Annotated in this window: 24 protein-coding genes; 15 read left to right on the top strand and 9 right to left on the bottom strand. The window is 70.6% G+C overall.

The window, feature by feature from the left end:
• Positions 1-163: 163 nt before the first annotated feature.
• Positions 164-1,099 carry a methylenetetrahydrofolate reductase [NAD(P)H] gene (gene metF, locus R9Z33_RS02550; protein WP_318649740.1) on the top strand — a complete coding sequence of 312 codons (936 nt, stop codon included), beginning with the start codon at positions 164-166 and terminating at the stop codon, positions 1,097-1,099.
• Positions 1,100-1,126: 27 nt separating this feature from the next.
• Here the strand turns inward: metF and R9Z33_RS02555 are convergent, their stop codons facing one another.
• From R9Z33_RS02555 to pdxA, 3 genes are all read right to left on the bottom strand, one after another.
• A complete protein-coding gene (locus tag R9Z33_RS02555; RefSeq protein ID WP_318649741.1) occupies positions 1,127-1,264 on the bottom strand; it encodes a hypothetical protein in 138 nt (45 codons plus the stop codon).
• Positions 1,265-1,327: 63 nt separating this feature from the next.
• Complete coding sequence (locus R9Z33_RS02560) at positions 1,328-2,047, bottom strand: pyridoxine 5'-phosphate synthase (RefSeq protein ID WP_318649742.1); 720 nt, start codon at positions 2,045-2,047, stop codon at positions 1,328-1,330.
• Entirely contained in the window at positions 2,047-2,994 is a 948-nt protein-coding gene (gene pdxA, locus R9Z33_RS02565) for a 4-hydroxythreonine-4-phosphate dehydrogenase PdxA (protein WP_404830646.1), read from the bottom strand. The genes R9Z33_RS02560 and pdxA overlap by 1 nt, the downstream gene beginning before the upstream one ends.
• Positions 2,995-3,104: 110 nt before the next feature.
• On the opposite strand from pdxA, the gene R9Z33_RS02570 reads away from it, so the two are divergent.
• Together R9Z33_RS02570 and R9Z33_RS02575 are read left to right on the top strand one after the other, a co-directional pair.
• Positions 3,105-3,851, top strand: coding sequence for an urease accessory protein UreH domain-containing protein (locus R9Z33_RS02570; RefSeq protein ID WP_318649744.1), 747 nt, complete (start codon positions 3,105-3,107; stop codon positions 3,849-3,851).
• A gap of 105 nt (positions 3,852-3,956) precedes the next feature.
• Complete coding sequence (locus R9Z33_RS02575; RefSeq protein WP_318649745.1) at positions 3,957-5,537, top strand: hypothetical protein; 1,581 nt, start codon at positions 3,957-3,959, stop codon at positions 5,535-5,537.
• 3 nt (positions 5,538-5,540) lie between these two features.
• Here the strand turns inward: R9Z33_RS02575 and R9Z33_RS02580 are convergent, their stop codons facing one another.
• Positions 5,541-6,326, bottom strand: a complete 786-nt coding sequence (locus tag R9Z33_RS02580; protein ID WP_318649746.1) for a DUF2189 domain-containing protein — start codon at positions 6,324-6,326, stop codon at positions 5,541-5,543.
• A gap of 227 nt (positions 6,327-6,553) precedes the next feature.
• On the opposite strand from R9Z33_RS02580, the gene ccoN reads away from it, so the two are divergent.
• The 9 genes from ccoN to R9Z33_RS02625 are packed head-to-tail and all read left to right on the top strand — an operon-like array spanning position 6,554 to position 14,365.
• Positions 6,554-7,987: a cytochrome-c oxidase, cbb3-type subunit I gene (gene ccoN, locus R9Z33_RS02585; protein WP_318649747.1), complete on the top strand. Its 1,434-nt coding sequence runs from the start codon at positions 6,554-6,556 to the stop codon at positions 7,985-7,987.
• Positions 7,988-7,998: 11 nt separating this feature from the next.
• A complete protein-coding gene (gene ccoO, locus R9Z33_RS02590) occupies positions 7,999-8,730 on the top strand; it encodes a cytochrome-c oxidase, cbb3-type subunit II (protein WP_318649748.1) in 732 nt (243 codons plus the stop codon).
• 12 nt (positions 8,731-8,742) lie between these two features.
• Positions 8,743-8,901, top strand: a complete 159-nt coding sequence (locus tag R9Z33_RS02595) for a cbb3-type cytochrome c oxidase subunit 3 (protein ID WP_318649749.1) — start codon at positions 8,743-8,745, stop codon at positions 8,899-8,901.
• A 3-nt stretch (positions 8,902-8,904) separates the two neighbouring features.
• Positions 8,905-9,774: a cytochrome-c oxidase, cbb3-type subunit III gene (ccoP, locus tag R9Z33_RS02600; RefSeq protein WP_318649751.1), complete on the top strand. Its 870-nt coding sequence runs from the start codon at positions 8,905-8,907 to the stop codon at positions 9,772-9,774.
• 9 nt (positions 9,775-9,783) lie between these two features.
• The gene (gene ccoG, locus R9Z33_RS02605; protein WP_318649752.1) at positions 9,784-11,265 is read left to right on the top strand and encodes a cytochrome c oxidase accessory protein CcoG; all 1,482 of its coding nucleotides are present in this window, start codon (positions 9,784-9,786) and stop codon (positions 11,263-11,265) included.
• Entirely contained in the window at positions 11,262-11,732 is a 471-nt protein-coding gene (locus R9Z33_RS02610) for a FixH family protein (protein WP_318649753.1), read from the top strand. The genes ccoG and R9Z33_RS02610 overlap by 4 nt, the downstream gene beginning before the upstream one ends.
• Positions 11,729-14,026: a heavy metal translocating P-type ATPase gene (locus tag R9Z33_RS02615; protein WP_318649754.1), complete on the top strand. Its 2,298-nt coding sequence runs from the start codon at positions 11,729-11,731 to the stop codon at positions 14,024-14,026. Before R9Z33_RS02610 ends, R9Z33_RS02615 begins: the two co-directional genes overlap by 4 nt.
• The gene (gene ccoS, locus R9Z33_RS02620; RefSeq protein ID WP_318649755.1) at positions 14,026-14,181 is read left to right on the top strand and encodes a cbb3-type cytochrome oxidase assembly protein CcoS; all 156 of its coding nucleotides are present in this window, start codon (positions 14,026-14,028) and stop codon (positions 14,179-14,181) included. The genes R9Z33_RS02615 and ccoS overlap by 1 nt, the downstream gene beginning before the upstream one ends.
• A gap of 4 nt (positions 14,182-14,185) precedes the next feature.
• Positions 14,186-14,365 (top strand): hypothetical protein, encoded by a 180-nt coding sequence (locus tag R9Z33_RS02625; protein ID WP_318649756.1) that lies wholly within the window; start codon positions 14,186-14,188, stop codon positions 14,363-14,365.
• Here R9Z33_RS02625 and R9Z33_RS02630 read toward each other — a convergent pair.
• The 5 genes from R9Z33_RS02630 to R9Z33_RS02650 all read right to left on the bottom strand — a co-directional run bounded on the left by R9Z33_RS02630 (position 14,362) and on the right by R9Z33_RS02650 (position 19,060).
• The gene (locus R9Z33_RS02630; protein ID WP_318649757.1) at positions 14,362-15,057 is read right to left on the bottom strand and encodes an ATP-binding cassette domain-containing protein; all 696 of its coding nucleotides are present in this window, start codon (positions 15,055-15,057) and stop codon (positions 14,362-14,364) included. The two genes, R9Z33_RS02625 and R9Z33_RS02630, sit on opposite strands and share 4 nt — an antisense overlap.
• Before the next feature lie 163 nt (positions 15,058-15,220).
• Positions 15,221-16,492, bottom strand: coding sequence for an ABC transporter permease DevC (devC, locus tag R9Z33_RS02635; protein ID WP_318649758.1), 1,272 nt, complete (start codon positions 16,490-16,492; stop codon positions 15,221-15,223).
• Positions 16,489-17,544 (bottom strand): HlyD family efflux transporter periplasmic adaptor subunit, encoded by a 1,056-nt coding sequence (locus R9Z33_RS02640; protein WP_318649759.1) that lies wholly within the window; start codon positions 17,542-17,544, stop codon positions 16,489-16,491. The genes devC and R9Z33_RS02640 overlap by 4 nt, the downstream gene beginning before the upstream one ends.
• Positions 17,541-18,089, bottom strand: coding sequence for a TetR/AcrR family transcriptional regulator (locus R9Z33_RS02645; protein ID WP_318649760.1), 549 nt, complete (start codon positions 18,087-18,089; stop codon positions 17,541-17,543). Before R9Z33_RS02645 ends, R9Z33_RS02640 begins: the two co-directional genes overlap by 4 nt.
• A gap of 101 nt (positions 18,090-18,190) precedes the next feature.
• Positions 18,191-19,060 (bottom strand): NUDIX hydrolase, encoded by an 870-nt coding sequence (locus tag R9Z33_RS02650; RefSeq protein WP_318649761.1) that lies wholly within the window; start codon positions 19,058-19,060, stop codon positions 18,191-18,193.
• A 79-nt stretch (positions 19,061-19,139) separates the two neighbouring features.
• Between R9Z33_RS02650 and R9Z33_RS02655 the strand changes: the two genes are divergently transcribed.
• The 3 genes from R9Z33_RS02655 to rpmB all read left to right on the top strand — a co-directional run bounded on the left by R9Z33_RS02655 (position 19,140) and on the right by rpmB (position 21,760).
• Complete coding sequence (locus tag R9Z33_RS02655; protein WP_318649762.1) at positions 19,140-21,017, top strand: ABCB family ABC transporter ATP-binding protein/permease; 1,878 nt, start codon at positions 19,140-19,142, stop codon at positions 21,015-21,017.
• A 66-nt stretch (positions 21,018-21,083) separates the two neighbouring features.
• A complete protein-coding gene (locus R9Z33_RS02660) occupies positions 21,084-21,332 on the top strand; it encodes a hypothetical protein (RefSeq protein WP_248709269.1) in 249 nt (82 codons plus the stop codon).
• A gap of 128 nt (positions 21,333-21,460) precedes the next feature.
• On the top strand, positions 21,461-21,760 hold the full coding sequence (gene rpmB, locus R9Z33_RS02665; RefSeq protein WP_318649763.1) for a 50S ribosomal protein L28: 300 nt from the start codon (positions 21,461-21,463) through the stop codon (positions 21,758-21,760).
• The last annotated feature ends 30 nt before the right edge of the window (positions 21,761-21,790 follow it).

The following is a 21,790-nucleotide window of genomic DNA, read 5'->3' on the forward strand; positions in this document are numbered from 1 at the left end:
TGCCGAAAGCGGCGACGGCGGCGAATCCCTACGCCGCGGGTGAGATGCACCCTAAGAAGCACAACCTGCCCCATTGGGGCAAGTTGCTGGCGTGTCACGAAAAGTCACCAAGGGGTCAGCAACACCCTTGCGAAAACCCCGGACCGACGCCAAACCCTGGCCCATGGACACCGCCCCGAACAACACGCTCGAACGCTGGCTGACCGGCCCCCGCTTCGGCTCCCTGCCTTCGCCCAGCAGCCTGCCGGCGCCGAAGCTGTCCTTCGAGTTCTTCCCGCCGAAGAACGAGAAGCTGGAGGCGGATCTCTGGACCTGCATCCGCCGGCTCGAGCCCCTCGGCCCGCGCTTCGTCTCCGTCACCTATGGCGCGGGCGGCTCCACGCGTGCCCGCACCCATGACACGGTGGCCCGCCTGGCGCGCGAGACCAGCCTGACGCCCGCCGCCCACCTGACCTGCGTGGGCGCGACGCGCGAGGAGGTGGACGAGGTGGCCCGCGCCTATTGGGAAGCGGGCGTCCGCCACATCGTGGCCCTGCGCGGCGATCCGCCGGCCGGCGCCAGCCAGTACACCCCGCATCCGGGCGGCTACGCCCAGGCCGAGGACCTGGTGCGCGGCCTGCGCCGCATCGCCGATTTCGACATCAGCGTCGGCGCCTACCCCGAGGTGCACCCGGCCGCGCTCTCGGCCGACGCCGACCTTGATTTCTTCAAGCGGAAGATGGATGCCGGCGCCAACCGCGCCATCACGCAGTATTTCTTCGACACGGATGTCTATCTGCGCTTCCTCGACCGCTGCCACGCGGCCGGGATCACCCTGCCCATCGTGCCGGGCATCATGCCGGTCACGAATTTCGCCAGCGTGAAGCGCTTCTCCGCCATGTGCGGCGCCTCGGTCCCAGCCTGGCTGGAAAAGCTCTTCGAGGGGCTGGACGAGGATGAGGGCACGCGCCGCATGGTGGCGGCGACGGTGGCGGCCGAGCAGGTGCGGATCCTCCAGGCCAATGGCGTGGACGAGTTCCACTTCTACACGCTGAACCGGCCGGACCTGACCTACGCCATCGCGCATATCCTGGGCGCGCGGCCGACCGCCGCGGCCTGAGCCGCGGCAATCCCTGGCGGGCTGGCCTCAGAACTTCAGCCCGGCCAGCCAGAAGACGAAGACCAGGAAGGCGAGGCAGGCGAGGCCCGTGCCCCAGTAGGAGAGGGCCGAGGGCTGCTCGGGCTGCTGGCGCTGGCGGCGGATGGCGGCGTAGCTCTGGGACATGATCCAACTCCTGGTCTGGGTGGGTTGTGACCAGGTCGTTGCATCCGCCATGCCAGGGCCGGATCAGCCCCGGGCGGCGGCGATCAGCCCCTTCATGCGCCGGATCGCGGTGGGCAGCCCCTCGAAGACCGAGGTCGAGATCAGGAAATGGCCGATCGAGACCTCGCTGATTTCGGCGATGGCGGCGATGGGCGTGATGGTCTCGTAGCTCAGGCCATGGCCAGCATGGCATTGAAGATCCAGGGTTTTTGCATAGCGCGCCGCCTCAGCGAGCCTGGCCGCCAGCGCCGGCCTGGCCTCGGCCGGGGCATCGGCATAGGTGCCGGTGTGCAGCTCGATCGCCTGGGCGCCCAGCTCCGCCGTCCTTGCAATTTGCAATGCGTCCGGCTCCACAAAAAGCGAGACCTCGATGCCGAGGCCGGCCAGGCGGCGGATCGCCTCGGCCAGGAAGGGACCGGCGCGCAGCACGTCGAGCCCGCCCTCGGTGGTGAGTTCGGCCCGCTTCTCGGGGACGATGCAGACGGCGGGCGGGCGCAGCCGCTCGGCCAGCGCCACCATCTCCTCCGTCGCGGCCATCTCGAAGTTCAGGCGGGTCTCGACCTCGGTCGCCACCCGTTCCAGGTCGCGGTCGCGGATGTGCCGGCGATCCTCGCGCAGATGCATGGTCACGCCATCGGCGCCCGCCGCCATGGCGAGGCGCGCGGCCTCCACCGGGCATGGGAAATGGCCGCCGCGCGCGTTCCGCAGCGTCGCCACATGGTCCACGTTCACGGAGAGGCGCATCAGCGGCGGTTCCTTCGATGATCTGCGAGTTGGGCGGCGAGGCGGATGGCCGCGATGAGGCTTTCGGCGCTGGCCACGCCCTTTCCGGCGATATCCAGCGCCGTGCCGTGATCGGGGCTGGTGCGGATGATGGAGAGGCCGAGCGTGACGTTCACGCCGCCCGCCATGTCCAGCGTCTTGATCGGGATGAGGGCCTGGTCGTGATAGAGGCAGATGGCGGCGTCATACAGCGGACGGGCATGCGCCGTGAACATGGTGTCGGGCGGCCAGGGGCCGGTCGCGGCGATGCCCAGCGCCTTCAGCTGCGCCACGGCCGGGGCGACGATGGCCTGGTCCTCATGGCCCAGCGTGCCGGCCTCTCCCGCATGCGGGTTGAGCCCGGCGACGGCAAGGCGGGGGGTGGCGATGCCGAAATCCCTCACCAGCGCATCATGCGTGATGCGGGCATGCTCCACGATCAGTTCGGGCGTCAGCCGGGCGATGGCGCGGGCCAGCGGCTCATGCACCGTGACCGGGACGACGCGCAGTTGCGGGCAGGCGAGCATCATCACGGGCGGCACGCCGGTGCCGGCCAGCTCGCCCAGGAACTCGGTATGGCCCGGATGGGCGAAGCCCGCCGCGGTGAGGACGGATTTCTGGATCGGGTTGGTGACGACGCCGTCCACCGCGCCGGATTGCGCCAGCGCCACCGCCTCGCGGATCGCGGCGATCACGGCGGGCGCGGTGGCGACGCTGGGGCGGCCGGGCGTGGCGGGTGTGGGGAGCGGGCGATGCAGCACGGGCAGGGCCTCGGCGAAGCGCGCCTCGGCGGGGGCCGTGATGCGCTGCACCGGGGCGCCGGCGATCCGGTCCGCGTCGTCCAGCAGCAGGAAGGCGGGGCCGGTGGCGCGCAGCGCGTGCCAGGCCTTCACGGCGATCTCGGCGCCGATCCCGGCGGGTTCGCCCATGGTCAATGCAAGCATGACCCTGCTGTAGCAGAGCCCCGCCTGGGGCACGATAGGCGAGGGGCCTTGCGGCGGCGCAAGGATGCCCTGTTCGGAGGGGGTTAGAAGGGTCCGTGCTCGCCAATTGCCTTCATGATCTCGCGGCCCTCGGCCCCGCCGGTGTGCCGGCCCTGATGGGCGCGCTCTTCCTCGCCGGGCTGGCGGGCGGCCTCGCGCATTGCACGGTGATGTGCGGGCCCTTCGTGCTGGCCCAGGCGGCGGCGACCGCGGATGCGAGCCTCGGCGGCGGCATGCTGCGGCGCCTCGGCGGTGCGGCGCTGCTGCCCTATCACCTGGGGCGCGGCCTTGGCTACGCGCTGCTGGGCGCGGTGGCGGGCGGGGCGGGGGCGCTGCTGGCACAGGCGAGCGGGCTGCGCTGGCTGGCCGCCATCCTGCTGCTGCTGGCGAGCCTGCTGATGCTGGCCCAGGCCTCCTCGCGCCTCGCCGCGCTGCTGCCCCGGCTGCCGGCGCCCCGCCTGCCACGGGTGCTGGAGGCGCAGCTCGGCGGCCTGCTGGCGGCGCCCACCGGCTGGCGCGGCGTGCGGCTCGGCCTGCTGCTCTCGGCGCTGCCCTGCGGGCTGCTCTATGCGGCGCTGGCGGCGGCGGCGGGCTCGGGCAGCGCGCTGGCGGGCGGCCTCGCCATGCTGGCCTTCGTGCTCGGCACCGTGCCGGCGCTGGCGGGCGTGGCCCTGCTCGGCCGCTTCTTCGGCCAGGCGGTGGGGCCGCGCTGGCGCGCGGTGGGCGGCCTGCTCTTCCTGCTGAACGCGGCGGTCCTGGCCGGCCTCGCGGTGCAGATGCTCACCCGGGGCGCCGTCCACTGAGCTGACCGCAGCGGCGCGCCGCGCTTCACGCTTGCTTCACCAACCGCATGGCATCTCCCCCCCGAGGCCGGACTGGCGCGGCCTGGAGCAGGAGGCTGGGACAGGATGTCGCGCATCGCGGTCACGGGCTCATTGCCCGGCTCGATCAACGAGAACACGCCCCTCTGGGACTGGATCGGCCAGTTGCGCATCAGCATCGACCCGGGGCTGATCCGCTTCGTGGAGGTGATGGGCTTCGGCGCCAACTTCTTCGATGTGTCGCTCAACCGCAGCACCGGCGTCCTCACCATCACGCCGCTGTCGCGGGCCGATCATGAATGGTTCGTCGCCAACGGCCTCTCGGCCAACATCGCCTTCTCGCTGCGCTTCTTCATGATGGATGGCAGCGTGATGGAAAGCCTGAACGGCTGGTCCGTCGGCGTGGTCAACCTGGACGACACGCCGCCGCAGGCCCTGCGCTTCCTGACGGGCGGGACGGTCGCGGCCGGCGCGGCCGGCGCCACCATCGGCCGCCTGCAGGTGACCGACCCCGACACCAGCACGGGCTTCACCTTCACCATCCGCGAGGATGACGACTGGCTCTTCATGATGGTGGGCGACACGCTACGCCTGCGCCCCGGCCTCTCCATCCCGCTGGCCGACGGGCCGGAGCGCGAGCTGGTGATCACCGTCTCGGACGGGTTCCAGTCCAGCGCGCTGACACTTTCGATCGGCGTCACCGCGCTGGGCATCAACAGCGGCGGCACAGTGGACCTGTTGGAGACGCATGAGGCCGCGCATGGCTTCCGCTGGGCCGGCCCGGGCAACCTCTTCTCGATGCGGATGAGCCACGAGATCGCCTCGATCCGTGACTATGGCTCCATCATCCACCTGCAGATGCGCGACGGCAGCGGCGTGACGGTGGAGCAGCCCTCCGTCATCGACCTGATGGATGGCTACATCACCTTCGCGGGGAATGGCCTGCCCGCACGGGTCTGGGCGATCTACGAGACGGTGCTCAACCGTGACCCGCGACATGGCGAGATGGCGGCGGGCGTGGCGCGGCTGGCCGCCGGCGGCACCACCCAGGCCCTGGCCAATGACCTGCTGGCGAGCGCGGAATTCGCCTCCCGCTCCGGCGGGCGCAGCAACACCGGCTTCGCCGAGCTGATGTACGCGAACAGCGTCGGCTGGATCGATTCGGGCGGGGTCGGCTTCCACGCCGCCCGGCTCGACCAGGGACGCAGCCGGGCGGACCTGGTGGATGACTTCGTGAAGTGGCGGATGGATTCGCTCGGCCATGGGCGGCAGCGGGCCGAGAATGGCGGCCTCTTCGTGCCGCGCGACTGGGTGGACCGGCTGGATGACCTGACCCCCCGGCAGCTCGACGCGATGAGCTTCGGCCATTGGTGGGCGATCCAGATCCTCTCCGGCGACACCCGCATGCGCGACCTGCCGGACGTCTTCCACCAGGTGCAGGGCCCGCTGCCGCAATTCACGCTGTTCAGCACCCTGCTGGAGCGGCTCTTCATGACGACCACCGCCGCCCCCGCCGCCTCGCGCTGGTCGGAGGCGCTGGGGGAGGAACTGCTGAAGCGCGGCGTCTCCTCCTCGGAATACCTCATCGGCCTGGTGCGCGACCTGGAGCTGGACGAGACGCAGGCCCACATGCTGCCCCAGGGCACCGCCTTCCAGGCCGGCTGGTAGGCGTCAGCGCGCCACCAGGTCCCTGTAGGCATGCCAGGTGGCATGGCCGATCAGCGGCAGCGCGATGACGAGGCCGAGGAAGAAGGGCACCAGCGCGAGGCCGGTGAAGACCACGATCAGTCCGGCCCAGAGCGCCATGGCGCGCCAGTTCTCCATCACCGCCTGGATCGAGACCGTCACCGCCTCCAGGAAGCTGCAGTCCGGCCGGTCGAGCAGCATGGGCACCGAGACCGCGGCGACCGAGAAGGTGACCGAGGCCAGGATGAAGCCGAGGCCGGTGCCGATCACCAGGAAGGGAAACAGGTCGTCGCTGCGGAGCAGGGCGACGGGCAGCTCGGCCAGCGAGGGCGCGAAGTTGATGCCGAAGAACAGCGCGAAGAGCAGCCCCGCCACCCGCACCCAGAAGAGGTGCAGCACCAGCAGCAGCACGCCGATCATGGCGATCTGCGTCGGGTTGCGGCGGAAGCCGCCGATCGCCTCGGCCAGCGTCGCGCTCTCGCCCGCCTCGCGGCGGCGGCTCGTCTCGTAGAGGCCGGTGGCGAGCAGGGGGGCGAGGATGAAGAAGCCGGCCGTGGCCGGCAGGATGGCCCAGGCGGTGCCGACCTCGAACATGAGCCAGGCGAAGATCCAGCCGCCCAGCGCCAGGACCGCGCCGTAGCTGAGGCTGACCGCCTTGTTGGCCATCATGTCCTGCCAGCCCAGCGTGAGCCAGGTCCAGGGGCGATCCGTGCTGACGCGCCGGATCCGGCTGGCGCTGATGCCGGTGCCGTCGATCGTTTCGCTGTTCATTCCTGCGCTCCCGTGCCGGTTCGGGGCCAAGTGTAACATCCTCCGATGCGGCCCGCGCAATTGAGCACCGCCTGCCACGCAACGCGCATTGATCCTGATCAAGGACGTTGCCCCCTTTGGATGCTTCCGTCCGACCGTGGATCGGGCAAGGCGCCGCGCTGCGCCCCTATGAGGAAGGACAAAGACCGATGGCCCTGGCAGGTGCCGCCCCATCTGGAGCAATGGCTGTGCGCAGCCGACCCGACTATGTGGAGGCGCCGATCCGCGCCTTCGCCGTCGCCACCATGTTCTGGGGCGTGGTGGGCTTCCTGGTGGGGGTGGTCATCGCCTCCCAGCTGGCCTTCCCGCTCCTGAATCTCGACCTGGAATGGACCAGCTTCGGCCGGCTGCGCCCGGTGCACACCAGCGCCGTGATCTTCGCCTTCGGCGGCAATGCGCTGATCGGCACCAGCCTGTTCATCGTGCAACGGACCTGCCGCGCGCGCCTCTTCGGCGGCGAGGAGATGGGCTGGTTCATCTTCTGGGGCTACCAGTTCTTCATCGTCACCGCCGCCCTCGGCTACGTGCTGGGCGTGACGCAGGGCAAGGAATACGCGGAGCCCGAGTGGTTTGCGGACCTCTTCCTGACGGTGCTCTGGGTGATCTACCTGGTGGCCTTCGGCGGCACGATCGTCCGGCGCGAGGAGCCGCACATCTATGTGGCGAACTGGTTCCTGCTCGCCTTCATCATCACGGTCGCCGTCCTGCACATCGGCAACAACATCTCGCTGCCGCTGAGCTGGGGCAGCACCTTCTCCTATGCCGCGCCGGCGGGCGTGCAGGGGGCGATGATCCAGTGGTGGTACGGCCACAACGCGGTGGGCTTCTTCCTGACCGCGGGCTTCCTCGGCATGATGTACTACTTCATCCCGAAGCAGGCGGACCGGCCGGTCTATTCCTACCGGCTCTCCATCGTGCACTTCTGGTCCATCATCTTCCTCTACATCTGGGCGGGGCCCCACCACCTGCACTACACCGCGCTGCCCGACTGGGCGCAGACGCTCGGCATGGTGTTCTCGGTGATGCTGTGGATGCCGAGCTGGGGCGGGATGATCAACGGAATCATGACGCTCTCGGGTGCCTGGGACAAGCTGCGCACCGATCCCGGCCTGCGCTTCTCGGTCACCGCCGTCGCCTTCTACGGCATGTCCACCTTCGAAGGCCCCGTCATGTCCATCAAGGCGGTGAACAGCCTGTCGCACTACACCGACTGGACGATCGGCCATGTGCATTCGGGCGCGCTCGGCTGGAACGGCTTCATCACCTTCGGCGCGCTCTACTGGCTGGTGCCGGTGCTGTGGAAGAAGCGCGAGATGTTCAGCTCGCGCCTGATCGAGTGGCACTTCTGGTTGGCCACCCTCGGCATCGTTCTCTACATCACGGCGATGTGGGTCTCGGGCATCATGCAGGGCCTCATGTGGCGCGCGTATGACGAGCTGGGCTTCCTGCAATACAGCTTCGTCGAGACCGTCGCCGCCATGCATCCCTACTACGTGATCCGCATGCTGGGCGGCCTGCTCTACCTGACCGGCGCGCTGCTGATGGCGTGGAACATGTACAAGACCATCACGAGCGACGAGGCGGTGGCCACCCTGCCCGCCCGTGCCGTCCCGGCCGAGTGAAGGAGGCTCCCATGCTCAAGAAATTCTCCCATGGCATGATCGAGCGGAACGTCATCCTGCTCGGCGTGCTCACCCTCATCACCATCTCCATCGGCGGGCTCGCGCAGGTGGTGCCGCTCTTCACGGTGGAGAGCACGATCGAGCGCGTGCAGGGCGTGCGTCCCTACACGCCGCTCGAACTGATGGGCCGCAACATCTATGTGCGCGAGGGCTGCTACGCCTGCCACAGCCAGATGGTGCGCCCCTTCCGCGACGAGGCGGAGCGCTACGGCCATTTCAGCCTGGCGGCCGAGAGCATGTATGACCGCCCCTTCCAGTGGGGCAGCAAGCGCACCGGCCCCGACCTCGCCCGGGTCGGCGGCAAGTATTCGGATGACTGGCAGGCGCAGCACCTGCGTGACCCGCGCTCGCTGGTGCCCGAGAGCATCATGCCGCCCTACTCCTTCCTGGACCGGCCGCTCGACTACCGGAACATCCAGTCGCACCTGCGCGCCCAGCGCGCGCTCGGCGTGCCCTACAGCGAGGAGATGATCGCCAATGCCCGCGCCGACCTCGAGGCGCAGGCACGGCCCGACGCGGATGGCGCGGCCTTCTCCAGCCGCTACGCTCGCGCGCGCCAGGGCGCCTTCGACGGCAACCCGGCCGTGGTCACGGAGATGGATGCGCTGGTCGCCTACATGCAGATGCTGGGCACGCTCGTGCAGTTCCGCGACGTGACGCCCGAACAGCTGCGGCAACAGTGAGGAGGGCGCGCCATGCATGAGCTGCAATCCCTCTTCAACTCGCTCTGGGTCGCCTGGTTCTTCCTGCTCTTCGGCGGAATCCTGATCTGGACGCTGCGCCCCTCCAAGCGGGCGGAATGGCAACAACGCGGAAGCATGATCTTCCAGGACGATGAAGACAGGAGGCGCTGAGACATGCCCACCAAGATCGAGAAGGACAGCGTCTCCGGCCAGATGACCACGGGCCACGAGTGGGACGGGCTGAAGGAACTGAACACGCCGCTGCCCAAGTGGTGGCTCTACACCTTCTACGCGACCATCCTCTTCTCCCTCGTCTGGGTCGTGCTCTACCCGGCGCTGCCGATCAGCGGCGCCACCGGCCTGCTCGGCTGGACGGCGCGTGGCGCGCTGCCGGCGCAGCAGGCGGCGGAACGCGCGCGGATCGAGCCGATGATGGCCCGCCTGCGCGCGGCCACGCCCGAGCAGATCGCGGCCGACCCGGAACTGCGCGCCTTCGCGCTGGCCGGCGGGCGCGTCGCCTTCGCCAACAACTGCGCCGGCTGCCACGGCGCGGGCGGGCAGGGTGCGCCGGGCGGCTTCCCGAGCCTCGCGGATGACGACTGGATCTATGGCGGCAGCTTCGACGCCATCCAGCACACCATCCGCCACGGCGTGCGCGCGAATGAGAGCGACGAGCAGCGCGGCGTCGCCATGCCCGCCTTCCAGGCGACCGGCATGCTGAACGCGGCGCAGGTGAGCGACACGGCGGAATTCGTGCTGAGCCTGACCGGCCGCAGCACCGATCCCGCCGCCGTCACCCGCGGCGAGGCGCTCTACGCCGAGAACTGCGCGAGCTGCCATGGCGACCGCGGCGAGGGCAATCGCGACCTGGGTGCGCCGCGCCTGAATGACCGCATCTGGCTCTATGGCGGCGAGAAGGCGGACATCATGCGCAGCATCGCCAACAGCCGCGCCGGCGTCATGCCCTCCTGGCAGGGCCGCCTCGACCCCGCGATGATCAACATGCTCACCGTCTACGTGCATGCCCTGGGCGGGGGAGAATAAGGTAGCGTCATGTCCGTGATCCCGCCCCGCGCGCCGCAGATCGAGGAAGGCCCGCTCTACGCCTCGCACCAGAAGGTCTATCCGCGCGCGGTGCAGGGCGTGGTGCGACGGGTGAAATGGGCCGTGCTCATCCTGCTGCTGGGGCTCTACTACATCGTGCCCTGGCTGCGCTGGGACCGCGGACCCAATGCGCCGGACCAGGCGGTGCTCGTGGATATGGGCCATGCCCGCCTGTTCTTCTTCTGGTTCGAGCTCTGGCCGCAGGAGATCTACTTCCTCACCGGCATCCTCGTGCTGGGCGCCATCGGCCTCTTCGCGGTGACCTCGCTCTTCGGGCGGGTCTGGTGCGGCTTCACCTGCCCGCAGACGGTCTGGACCGACCTCTTCATGTGGATCGAGCGCAGGATCGAGGGCGACCGCAACGCCCGTATCAGGCTCGACCAGGGCCCGAAGGACCGCGCCTGGTGGCGCGCCAAGCTCATCAAGCACGGCGCCTGGCTCGCCATCGCCATGGCGACGGGCGGTGCCTGGATCATGTATTTCAACGATGCGCCCACCGTGACCTGGGCGATGCTGACGGGCCAGGCGAGCCTGACCGTCTATGGCTTCTTCGCGCTCTTCACGGCCACGACCTATGTGCTGGCGGGCGCGGCGCGCGAGCAGGTCTGCACCTACATGTGCCCCTGGCCGCGCTTCCAGGGCGCCATGCTCGACGAGAACAGCCTCGTCGTCACCTATCGGGACTGGCGGGGCGAGCCGCGCGGCAAGCCGACCGACCCGGGGGCGGGCGATTGCGTGGACTGCAAGGCCTGCGTGCATGTCTGCCCGACGGGCATCGACATCCGCGACGGGCAGCAGCTCGAATGCATCGGCTGCGGGCTCTGCGTGGATGCCTGCGACGACGTGATGAAGCGCCTCGATCGCCCCACCGGCCTCGTCGCCTTCGAGACGCTGAAGAACCTCGCCGCCAGCCAGGCCGCGACCAAGGGCATGGCGCCGGGGCCCGAGCGTCTCGCGCGCGGCATGGCGGTGCGGACGCGGCAGAAGGTGATCCGTCCGCGCACGCTGGTCTATGCCGGCGTGATTGGCGCCGCGCTCATCGTCATGCTGGGCGCCTGGCTGCTGCGCGAGACGCTGACGCTGACCGTGCTGCGCGACCGCGCGCCGCTCTATGTGCGCCTCTCCGATGGCGGGCTGCGGAACGGCTACACGCTGAAGCTCGCCAACAAGCTGCGTGGCGAGCTGGCGCTGCCGCTGGTGCTGGAAGGCCCGCCCGGCCTGCGCCTCGTCGTGCAGGATGCGGCGCTGGACGCCGAGGGCCGCCCGCTGCTGACGACGCGCGATGACGGCATCACGCAGTGGCGCGCGCTCGTCACCGCGCCCGAGGGGCTGCGGCTGCGCGGCAGCACGCCCATCAGCTTCCGCCTGCTCGATGCGGAGGGCCGCACCCTCCTGCGCCATTCCACCGTCTTCCTGGGACCCGACCGATGAGCATCCAAGCCCATGACCCCAATCGCGGCCGCTGGATCCCCTGGGTCTTCGTCGGCGGCATGCTCGTGGTGGTGCTGGTCAATGCGGTGCTGATCACCCAGGCCATCGGCACCTTCACCGGTGTCACGGTCGGCCAGTCCTATGACCGGGGCCGCACCTACAACAACGTTCTGGCCGAGGCGGCGCGGCAGGATGCGCTGGGCTGGACGCTGAACACGCGGCTCGATGCCGGGTGCCTCGTCGTCAATGCGCGCGACCGCGGCGGCGCGCCGGTGCAGGGCGTGCTGGAGGGCCACATGCTGCGCCCGCTGGATGGCGAGCGTGTGGCCCTGCCGGAGGCCGCCGGCACCGGGCGCTTCACCGTCGAGTTGCCCGAGCTGCGCGCCGGGCTGTGGGAATTCCGCGGCCTGCTCGTCTCCCCGCAGGGCGAGCGGCATGACGTGCGGCAGCGTTTCACGCTTCCATGAGCCATATCGGCCGCCCCGTCTGCGCGCATTGCGGCGCGCCCAGCGTCACCCGCTTCTGCTGCACGGGGTGCGAGGGCGCGCATGCGCTGGTGCAGGGCCTCGGCCTCGATGCCTTCTATCGCCGGCGTGAGGGCGCGGAGGGCCAGCTCAAGCCACTCGATCCACCGAGCGCGGACTTCACCGGCCTCGCCCATCCCAACCGGGACGGCACGCAGACGCTGGAGCTGATGGTGGCGGGGCTGACCTGCGGTGCCTGCATCTGGCTGGTGGAGCAGGCGCTGGCGGCCGAACCCGGCGTGACGCGCGCGCGTGCCAATCTCTCCACCCGCCGGCTCTCCGTGACCTGGCGGGGCGAGGCGGCGCGCGGCAACGACCTGGCGGCGCTGGTCGCGCGCCTCGGCTTCCGCGTGGCGCCCTTCTCCCCCGCCTGCCTGCGCGCCAGCGAGGATGCGGAGGGCCGCGAACTCACGCGCGCCCTCGGCATCGCGAGCTTCGGCGCGATGAACGTGATGCTCGTCTCCGTCGCGGTCTGGGCGGGCAGCGACATGGGGCCCGACACGCGCCACATGATGCATTGGCTGGCGGCGCTGATCGGCATGCCGACCATCGCCTATGCCGGCATGCCGCTGTTCCGCTCGGCCTGGCGCGGGCTGCGCGCGGGCCGGCTCAACATGGACTGTGCGGTCTCGCTCGGCATCCTCGCCACCACGGCGATGTCGCTCAGCGAGACGATGCGCAATGGCGACTTCACCTGGTTCGACGGCGCGACCACGCTGCTGGCGCTGATGCTGGCCGGCCGCGTGCTGGACCGCGCGGCGCGGCGGCGGGCGCGGCAAAGTGCGGCCGAACTGCTCGCCCTGCAGGAAGGCAGCGTCACCGTGCTGGGCGAGGCCAATGCCGCGCCCATGGCCGTGCCGATGGAGCGCGTGCCGGTCGGCGCGCGCATCCTGGTGGCGAGCGGCGAGCGCCTGCGCCTGGATGCGGTGCTGGAAGATGCGAGCGCACTGCTCGACACCGCCGCCACCACGGGCGAGAGCCTGCCGCGCCCCTTCGCGCAGGGCGAGGCGCTGGCGGCGGGCGGCGTGAACATGGGCGCGCCCTTCGTGGCGCGCGTCACGGCGGCGGCGGGCGATGGTTCGCTGGCCGCCATGGGCCGCATGCTGGAGCGCGCGGAGCAGGCGCGCGGGCGCTACACTTCGCTCGCCGACCGCGCGGCGCGGATCTATGTGCCCATCGCGCATGTCGTCGCCCTCTGCACCTTCCTGGGCTGGTGGCTGCTGGCCGGCGCGAGCTGGCAGGCGGCGCTGGTGCCGGCGGTGGCCGCGCTCATCATCACCTGTCCCTGCGGGCTGGCCATCGCCGTGCCGGCGGTGCAGGTCGTCGCCTCTGGCGCGCTGTTCCGGCGTGGCGTGCTGCTCTCCTCGCCCACCGGGCTGGAGCGGCTGGCGAGTGCCGATCATGTGGTGCTGGACAAGACGGGCACGCTGACGGAAGGCCGCCCGCGCCTGCTGCCGGGCGGCTGGGGCGAGGATGATCTGCAACTGGCGGCGAGCCTCGCCGCCACCAGCCGCCACCCGCTGTCGCGCGCGCTCAGCCGTGCCTGCCCGGATGCGGCGCCCGCTTCGGGCGTGGTGGAGGTGCCGGGGGCGGGGCTGGTTCAGGGCGAGACGCGCCTCGGCTCGGCCGCCTTCCTGGGCCTGGCCGAGGATGCCGGCATGGCGCTGCACCTCGTGCGGCCGGGCCGTGCGCCGGTCACCTTCCGCTTCGAGGATGCGCTGCGCCCCGATGCGGCCGCGGCCGTGCAGGCCTTCCAGCGCGCGGGCCTCGGCGTCGAGCTCCTCTCGGGCGATGCGCCCGAGGTGGTGGAACGCCTGGCGCGGGAGGCGGGGATCACCCTCTTCACCGCGCGCGCCACGCCCGAGGCGAAGGCCGCGCGCATCACGGCCCTCGCCGCGCAGGGCCGCCGCGTGCTGATGGTGGGCGACGGCATCAATGACGCGGCGGCCCTGGCGGCCGCGCATGTCTCCGCGGCGCCGGCCGAGGGGACCGACCTCGCCCAGGCGGCAAGCGACTTCGTGCTGATGGGCGGCGGGCTGCTGCCGTTGGCCGAGGCGGTGGGCCGCGCGCGGCGCGCGCAATCGGCGGCGCGGCAGAACATCGCCTTCGCCTTCACCTACAACATCATCGCCGTGCCGGTGGCGGTGGCGGGCTTCGCCACGCCGCTCATCGCGGCGCTGGTGATGGCAAGCTCCTCGCTCGCCGTCATCGGCAACGCACTCAGGGTGGGACGCTGATGGACACGCTGGTCTGGCTCATTCCGCTGGCGCTGGTGCTGGGCGGCCTCGCCCTCATCGCCTTCATCTGGGCGATGCGCTCCGGCCAATACGAGGATCTGGACGGTGCCGCCGCCCGCATCCTCTTCGACGACGACCTCAAGAAAGGAGGCTGACCCGATGCCGATCTCTTCCGGCTTCTTCATCGCCCTGTATCTCGTTTTCGCGCTGGTCGGCCTGTTCGGCGCGGCGCGGGCGGAGGGCTATCTCAACGCCTTCTCGCTGATGCTGCTGGCCTTCGCGCTGTGGATGGCCTTCGGCGTCATCAAGCGCCACTTCGACGCGAAGCAGCCGCACTAGGCGGGCTGGGCCGCCCGCGCCGGCTGCACGATCCGCCCATCCTCCATCGCCACGATGCGGTCGGCGATGTCGAGGATGCGGGGGTCATGCGTGACGAGCAGGATGGGCACGCCGCGCGTCTTTGCGAGGTCACGCAGCAGGCGCACCACCTCCTGCCCGCTCACCTTGTCGAGCGCCGCGGTGGGTTCGTCGGCCAGGATCAGGCCGGGTTCGCCGGCGAGTGCCCGCGCCACGGCCACGCGCTGCCGCTGCCCGCCCGAAAGCCGTGAAGGCGGCTTTTCCGCGTGATCGGCGAGGCCGACGGCGGCCAGCATCTCGCCCGCGCGGGCGAGGCGCTCGCCCTCGCTCATGCCGCCATGCAGTTCGAGCGACATGGCGACATTCTGCCGCGCGGTGAGGAAGCCCAGCAGGTTGTGGTTCTGGAAGATGAAGCCGATCCGCCCGCGCAGGCGGACGCGGTCGCTCTCGGCCGCGCCGGCGAGTTCCTGGCCCAGCACCCGCGCCTGGCCGTCCTGCATGGCGCGCAGCGCGCCGATCAGCGTCAGCAGCGTCGTCTTGCCCGAGCCCGAGGGCCCGGTGAGCAGCACGATCTCGCCGGGTGCGATGGAGAGATCCACCTCGCGCAGCACCTCGCGCCGCAGCGCGCCCTCGCCATAGGCGAAGGTGATGCCCGACAACTCGACAGGGTTCACAACTCACCTCGCAGCAAAAGCGCGCCAACCGAACGATCCGTGCCCCGCCCACTGGCCGCCCCCCGGTGGGCGGCGCGGCTTCGCCGCGCCAACCAGCCGAAGCGCCCAGAACCAGCACCAACCGGGGCCCCCGCAAAGACGCGAAGCGGGTTTGTGGGGAAATTCAAAACATATCCGCCGGATTGGCGTCCCTCAGCTTGCGCATGGCGAGCAGCCCCGCCGCCGCGCACATGGTGAAGATCATCAGGAAGACCGTCAGCGCGCGTTCGGGATACATGGCGAGCGGCAGGAAGGTCGCCGCCCCCACCCAGTCGTAGAGCCAGGCCGAGAGCAGCAACCCCGGGATGAAGCCGATGATGGCGAGGATGAAGGCCTCGCTCATCACGACGCGCGAGAGATACCCGTTGGAATAACCCATCGCCTTGAGCGTGGCGTATTCCGAGATGTGGCTCGCGATGTCGGAGAAGAGGATCTGGTAGACGATCACCATGCCGACCACGAGGCCCATCAGGCTGCCGAAGACGAAGATGAAGCCGATGGGCGTGCCGTTCTCCCAATAGGCGCGCTCATGCGCGACGAGTTCGGCATGGGTCATCACCATCACGTCGCCCGGCAGCAGCTCGCGCAGGCGGGCCTGCACGGCGCGCGGGTCGGCGCCCTCATGCAGCTTCAGCGCGACGAGGTCGGTGTTGGAGACGCGGCGCTCGAAGACGCGGCGGAAATTCGTCTCGCTGAGGACGACATTGCCATCCGCGCCGAAGCTGGGACCGATCTCGACGAGGCCGACCAGGCGCATCTCGCGGTGGCCCACCTGCACCTGGAAGGGTCCGCGCTCGGCGAAGAGCTGGCCGATCGGGCCGAATTCCGGGCGGGAGCGGACGTCGAAGGCGACGGTGTCCGGCTGCTTCAGCGCCTCGACCAGCGGAGCGAGGCCGGTGAAGCCGACCGCGCCCGCCTCGGCATCCAGGCCGATGAGCTGCACGGCGCGGCGGCGGCCGGTCTCCGGGTTCCGCCAGCTCGCCTGGGCCAGGTAGATCGGCACGGCGACGGCGACATCGGGGTCGGCCAGCGTCTGGAAGGCGCGCGCGCGGGGCAGGGGTTCGGGCCGGAAGCTCGCATCCGTCATGGGGTGCATGAGGAAGAGGTCGGCCCGCATGGCGCCCAGCATGTTGGTCGCGCTGTCGAAGAGCGCGCCGCGGAAGCCGAGCTGCATGAAGACCAGCACGCAGGCGAACATCACGCCGGCCATGGCGGCGAGCAGGCGGGATTTCTCCGCGCGCAGCTGCCGCCAGGCGAGGCGCAGCGGCAGCAGCAGGAAGGCGGCGGGGCCGGGGGCCACGCGCGGGCGGGGCGGAATGGGCTCGCCGGTGAGTTCCGGTGCCCAGGGGAGGAGATTCCCGGGGAGGAGGCTCTCCGTGCCGCTGATCTGGTTCATCGGGCGGCCACCGCGGGGTCATGCGCGCGGATCGCGACCTGCACCTGCATGCCGGTGCGCCGTCGCAGCAATTCGGCGCCCTCCTCCGAGAGGGCGAGGCGGACCTCCACCGTGCGGCTGTCCACCGCGGCCACGGGGTCGGTGCCGGCTTGGGTGGTGCGGCGCACCTGCCAGCCGATGTCGCGCAGCGTGGCGACGGCCCGCTGGCGCTCGCCGGGGATGATGATCTCGGCCGTCATGCCGGGGCGGAGGCGGCCGAGATCGGTCTCGAAGACGTCGGCCACCACGTCCATGCGCGTCAGGTCGGCCAGTTCCATCAGGCCGTCATTGCCCACTTGGTCGCCGGGGCGGGCGAAGATGCGCAGGATGGTGCCGGCGATGGGTGCGCGCACGCGGGCGAGTTCCGCATCGGCGCGGGCCTTGGCGAGCGCCGCCTCGGCGCCGGCGACGCGCGCCTCGGCGAGGCGGAGATCCTCCTCGCGCGGGGTGGAGAGGGTCTGCAGGTCGGCCTCGGCCTGGGCGCGCTCGGCCGAGAGGCGGAGCAGGAGGAAGCGGTTGCGCTCGGCCGCCGCCTCGGAGCCGGCGCCGGAGGGGACGAGGCGGTCGGTGCGGTTGGCGTCGCGCCGGGCGATCTCCTCCTGGGCGGAGAGGGCGGCGATGCGGGCGCGCTGGGCGGCGACCTCGGTGGCGCGGCCGGCCTCGCGCACGCGGGCCAGGGCGGCCCGCATCTCGGCGAGATGCGCCTCGGCCTGCTGGGCGGCAGCGTCCTTCATCCCGGCATCGGCGAATTCGGCGAGAAGCTGGCCCTCGGTGACGAAGTCGCCCTCGGTCACGAAGACGCGGGCGAGGCGCGTCACGGCCATGCCGCCCGGCTGGTTCAGCTTGCGGATGCGCGAGGCGGGCTCGACCCGGCCCAGCGCGCCGACGCCGAGCGGCACGGCCGGGGCGGCGATGACGGGCGCGGGTGGCGGCGGCGCGGCCTGGTTGGCATAGACGTAGTATCCGGCCCCGGCGGCGAGGAGGGCGGCGCCCAGCAGCAGCTTGCGGTTCATGCGCGCGCCTCCTGCACGAGGAATTCGAGCGCGGCGCGGATGGCCTGCTGGTCCTCCGCCGTCTGCTCGTACATGCCGAAGAGGCGGCCGAAGAAGAGGCCGTCGCTGGCGGCCATCAGGGCGAGGGCGCGGCCCGGCGGCAGCTTGTCGGCGCGCAGATGGTCGCGGATGCGGGCGAAGACGGCGCGGATGGGCGCCAGCATGGCCGGGTCATGGTGGAAGACGGCGAGGAAGACGGCGCCGGCGCGCTCATGCTCCTCGCAGACCTGCTCGGGGTCGTCGAAGATCCAGGAGAGGATGGCGCGGCTGGCGGGCGCGGGGCCGGACTGGGCCGCGAGCACCGCCTGGAAATCCTGCTCCACCGATTCCGCGAGGCGGGCGACGAGGCCGTTCAGCATCGCCTCCTTGGAGGCGAAATGATAGAGCAGCCCGCCCTTGGAGATGCCGGCGCCGCGGGCCGCCGCCTCCAGCGTCAGGGCGGGGACGCCCTTTTCCTGCACGATCCGCTCGGCGGCATCGAGGATGCGGGTCCGGGCATCGGCCAAGGGAACGGCGGGCGGAGTGGCAGGGGGTGGCGCATCAAGCATGCGCCAGAACTATACCGGCTGGACGGTTTGTCAAGAATTCAGTGTACCGGCTGGACGGTTCACGGCCCCTGGTTGAGCCCGGCCCGCAGCGCCCGGCCTTCCACGCCGTCGGGGTCGATCAGCCCCTCGCGCAGGAACAGGTCGATCAGCACCAGGTTCACGTTGAACTTGATGCTCTCGGTCTCGCGCAAAGCCTCCAGCAGGCGGGGGGCGGGCCAGAGCTCGAAGCGCTCCACCTCGTCATCATGCGGGGCGGGGGTGAAGCTCTCGGGCAGGTCGAGGTCGAAGACGTGCAGCACGTCCCGCCGCAGGCCTTCCTCGGCGTTGAGGATGTAGGAGATGCGTCCGGTGCGGCGCGCCTGCGCGGCCAGCTCGGCCGGGAGCGAGGCCTCCTCACCCGCTTCCTTCAGCAGGCATTGCTCCGCATCGAGCCCGGCCGGGATGCCGCCGGCGACGAGGTTGTCGAGCTGGCCGGGGGCGATGGCCTTGTTGCGGGCGCGCACGCCGACCCAGACATGCAGGCCGCCATCCTTTCCCGGGGGACGGCGCACCAGCCCGTTCAGGTGCACGCCCTGCCCGATCACGCCGAATTGCGGGATCATCCCGCGATCGAGCGTGCCGAGCACCGGGCTTTCGGCGGTGGCGCGGATGTCGAAGAGTTCGCCCCGGACGCGGCCGAAGCCCTGCTTCGCCAGCACGCGGGCGGCCGCGGCCAGCGCATCGCTGCGCTGGGCGGCGCCGCGCAGGCGCCCGGCCATGGCGACCCCGCCGCCATCGAAGTGGAAATCGCGCGGCAGGAAGGTCAGCGCATGGGCCAGTTCCGGCGTCACCCAGCCCACCTGCTCCGTCCCGAAGCGGAAGGGCAGGAGATGCGCGGGGGAGGGCGCGTTGTTGCAGGCCTCGATGTGCCGGTACAGCGGTTTGCTCATCGCTGCCATGTGGCAGCGACGGCGCCGGGCGGGAAGGGCCGTGGTTCCCAAAACCCGCCGCACGGGCCACATGAAGGGCATGAGCGCGAAGCAGCCGACGAACCACCTCCGCACCGTGCGGTCCATCCTCCCCTACCTCTGGCCCGAGGGGGAGCGCGGGCTGAAGATCCGGGTGGTGCTGGCGGTGCTCTGCCTCATCGCGGCCAAGGCGGCCAATGTGCTGGTGCCCATCATCTATGCGCGGGCGGTGGATGCGCTGGCGCCGAAGGACGGGGTGGGGGCGATGCTCGCCATCCCGGTGGCGCTGGTCATCGGCTATGGCCTGCTGCGCGTCATGGCCTCGGCGCTCGCGGAACTTCGCAACGCGGTCTTCGCCAAGGTGCAGGCGCGGGCGGCGCGGCGGGTCGCGCTCAGCGTGTTCCGGCACATGCATGCGCTCTCCATGCGGTTCCACATGGACCGCGCGACGGGCGGCCTCTCCCGCGTGATTGAAAGAGGTACGCGTGGCATCGCAGTGGTGCTGAACTTCATGCTGTTCAACATCCTGCCGACCATCGTGGAGATCTTCCTGGTCGCCGCGATCCTGTGGTGGATGTTCGCGCTCTCCTTCGCGCTGACCGTGCTGCTCACCATCGGCGGCTACATCACCTTCACGCTGCTCTTCACCAATTGGCGCCTCGCCTTCCGCCGCGTGATGAACGACACGGACCAGGAGGCGAACACCAAGGCGGTGGACAGCCTGCTGAACTACGAGACGGTGAAGTACTTCAACAACGAGCGGCACGAGGCGCGGCGCTACGATGAGAGCCTGACGCGCTACGAGGCCGCCTATGTGCGCTCCGAGACCACGCTGAACATGCTCAACGCCGGCCAGGCGACGATCATGGCGGCGGGGCTGACGGTGGTGATGCTGCTGGCCGGGCGCGGCATCGCGGGCGGGACCATGACGGTGGGCGATTTCGTCATGGTGAACGCCTATCTGATCCAGCTCTATCTGCCGCTGAACATCCTCGGCTTCGCCTATCGCGAGATCAAGCAGGGCCTGACCGACATGGAGGAGATGTTCCTCCTGCTGGACGTGCCCGCCGAGATCGCGGACGCGCCCCATGCCCCCGACCTCGTGGTGACCGCCGGCGCGGTGCGCTTCGATGATGTGCGCTTCGCCTACCGGCCCGATCGCGAGATCCTGAAGGGCGTGAGCTTCGAGGTGCCGCCCGGCCGCATGCTCGCCATCGTCGGGCCCACCGGGGCCGGGAAATCCACCATCTCCCGCCTGTTGTTCCGCTTCTACGACGTGACCGGCGGCGCGGTGCTGATCGACGGGCAGGATGTGCGGAGCGTGACGCAGGACAGCGTGCGCCGCGCCATCGGCGTGGTGCCGCAGGACACGGTGCTGTTCAACGACACCATCCGCTACAACATCGCCTATGGCCGTCCGGGCGCCACCGATGAGGAGGTGGAGGAGGCCGCGCGCCTCGCCCAGGTGCATGACTTCGTCCTCAAGCTGCCCGATGGCTACAAGACCCGCGTGGGCGAGCGTGGCCTCAAGCTCTCGGGCGGCGAGAAGCAGCGCGTGGCGATCGCGCGCACCATCCTGAAGGACCCGCGCATCCTCATCCTGGACGAGGCGACCAGCGCGCTCGACACCCGCACCGAGCAGGAGATCCAGGCGGCGCTGCGCGACGTCTCCCGCGGGCGGACCACGCTGGTCATCGCGCACCGCCTCTCCACCGTGGTGGAGGCGGATGAGATCATCGTGCTGGAGGAAGGGCGCATCGCCGAGCGGGGCACGCATGGCGCGCTGATCGCGGCCGATGGCCTCTATGCCGAGATGTGGCGCCGCCAGTCCGAGGCGGTGGCGGCGGCCGAGGCGGCGGCGCTGGCCCAGGCCCAGGCGGAATTCGGCAGCGGCGTGAGCGCCCGGGCGGCGGGCGAGGCGCGGATGACAAAGCCTTAATCCTGGCGCTCTTCCCTGGCCGCGCTCCAGGCCCCATCTGGCTGGAAAGATTGGAGTTGCCGGACAATGCAAGCAGCGGATGGGGATGCCCCCGAGGATCTGAGCCACGCCGGCTCGGTGGTGGACAAGGCGATCGAGTACATGCTCGAGCAGCAGATCGCCCCGATCTCCGCCGCGTCCGCGCTGCTGGGCGGCGCACTGGGCCTGCTGTCGCGCAGCATGGATGACCGCTCCATCGCCGGCGTGCTGCGCCAGGCGTTGGCGAGCGTGGAGGCCGGCGAGCTTCGGCAATTGCCGACGCTGCCGAAGGGCTGAGCGCCGCGCGCGCCTGACCCGCGCCTGACCCGCGCTTGACTCAGGGGCGCGGCTGCCGCAAAAGCCGCGCTCCGATTTACCGCCGCGCCGGGGGACCCCGTGCGCGCCCAGTTTGCAGGATCATCACCATGGCTCGCCGCTGCGGCATCACCGGCAAGGGCGTTCAGTCTGGCAACAATGTCAGCCACGCGAACAACAAGACCCGTCGGCGCTTCCTGCCCAACCTGCAGGAAACCTCCTTCTACTCCGACGTGCTGGCCACCTCGATCCAGCTGCGGCTGACCACGTCGGGCATCCGCACCATCGAGCACAATGGCGGCATCGACGCCTTCCTGCTCACCACCAAGCCGCGCAACCTGCCGCCCGAGGCGGTGGTGCTCAAGCGCCGCATCCTGCGCGCCCAGGCCAAGAAGGCCGCGGCGGCCTGAGTCCCGCCGGCCGGGGCATGGCCCCGCGCC

Origin of the sequence: Sediminicoccus rosea (genome assembly GCF_033547095.1) — a bacterium.
In the GTDB taxonomy this organism is placed as follows: Bacteria; Pseudomonadota; Alphaproteobacteria; order Acetobacterales; family Acetobacteraceae; genus Roseococcus; species Roseococcus rosea.

What these genes read in the sequence shown, in the direction of transcription:
- metF (WP_318649740.1), top strand. Translation starts at nt 164, where the DNA reads ATGGACACCGCCCCGAACAACACGCTCGAACGCTGGCTGACCGGCCCC.
- R9Z33_RS02555 (WP_318649741.1), bottom strand. Translation starts at nt 1,264, where the DNA reads ATGTCCCAGAGCTACGCCGCCATCCGCCGCCAGCGCCAGCAGCCCGAG.
- R9Z33_RS02560 (WP_318649742.1), bottom strand. Translation starts at nt 2,047, where the DNA reads ATGCGCCTCTCCGTGAACGTGGACCATGTGGCGACGCTGCGGAACGCG.
- pdxA (WP_404830646.1), bottom strand. Translation starts at nt 2,994, where the DNA reads ATGGGCGAACCCGCCGGGATCGGCGCCGAGATCGCCGTGAAGGCCTGG.
- R9Z33_RS02575 (WP_318649745.1), top strand. Translation starts at nt 3,957, where the DNA reads ATGTCGCGCATCGCGGTCACGGGCTCATTGCCCGGCTCGATCAACGAG.
- R9Z33_RS02580 (WP_318649746.1), bottom strand. Translation starts at nt 6,326, where the DNA reads ATGAACAGCGAAACGATCGACGGCACCGGCATCAGCGCCAGCCGGATC.
- ccoO (WP_318649748.1), top strand. Translation starts at nt 7,999, where the DNA reads ATGCTCAAGAAATTCTCCCATGGCATGATCGAGCGGAACGTCATCCTG.
- R9Z33_RS02595 (WP_318649749.1), top strand. Translation starts at nt 8,743, where the DNA reads ATGCATGAGCTGCAATCCCTCTTCAACTCGCTCTGGGTCGCCTGGTTC.
- ccoP (WP_318649751.1), top strand. Translation starts at nt 8,905, where the DNA reads ATGCCCACCAAGATCGAGAAGGACAGCGTCTCCGGCCAGATGACCACG.
- ccoG (WP_318649752.1), top strand. Translation starts at nt 9,784, where the DNA reads ATGTCCGTGATCCCGCCCCGCGCGCCGCAGATCGAGGAAGGCCCGCTC.
- R9Z33_RS02610 (WP_318649753.1), top strand. Translation starts at nt 11,262, where the DNA reads ATGAGCATCCAAGCCCATGACCCCAATCGCGGCCGCTGGATCCCCTGG.
- R9Z33_RS02615 (WP_318649754.1), top strand. Translation starts at nt 11,729, where the DNA reads ATGAGCCATATCGGCCGCCCCGTCTGCGCGCATTGCGGCGCGCCCAGC.
- ccoS (WP_318649755.1), top strand. Translation starts at nt 14,026, where the DNA reads ATGGACACGCTGGTCTGGCTCATTCCGCTGGCGCTGGTGCTGGGCGGC.
- R9Z33_RS02625 (WP_318649756.1), top strand. Translation starts at nt 14,186, where the DNA reads ATGCCGATCTCTTCCGGCTTCTTCATCGCCCTGTATCTCGTTTTCGCG.
- devC (WP_318649758.1), bottom strand. Translation starts at nt 16,492, where the DNA reads ATGAACCAGATCAGCGGCACGGAGAGCCTCCTCCCCGGGAATCTCCTC.
- R9Z33_RS02640 (WP_318649759.1), bottom strand. Translation starts at nt 17,544, where the DNA reads ATGAACCGCAAGCTGCTGCTGGGCGCCGCCCTCCTCGCCGCCGGGGCC.
- R9Z33_RS02650 (WP_318649761.1), bottom strand. Translation starts at nt 19,060, where the DNA reads ATGAGCAAACCGCTGTACCGGCACATCGAGGCCTGCAACAACGCGCCC.
- R9Z33_RS02655 (WP_318649762.1), top strand. Translation starts at nt 19,140, where the DNA reads ATGAGCGCGAAGCAGCCGACGAACCACCTCCGCACCGTGCGGTCCATC.
- R9Z33_RS02660 (WP_248709269.1), top strand. Translation starts at nt 21,084, where the DNA reads ATGCAAGCAGCGGATGGGGATGCCCCCGAGGATCTGAGCCACGCCGGC.
- rpmB (WP_318649763.1), top strand. Translation starts at nt 21,461, where the DNA reads ATGGCTCGCCGCTGCGGCATCACCGGCAAGGGCGTTCAGTCTGGCAAC.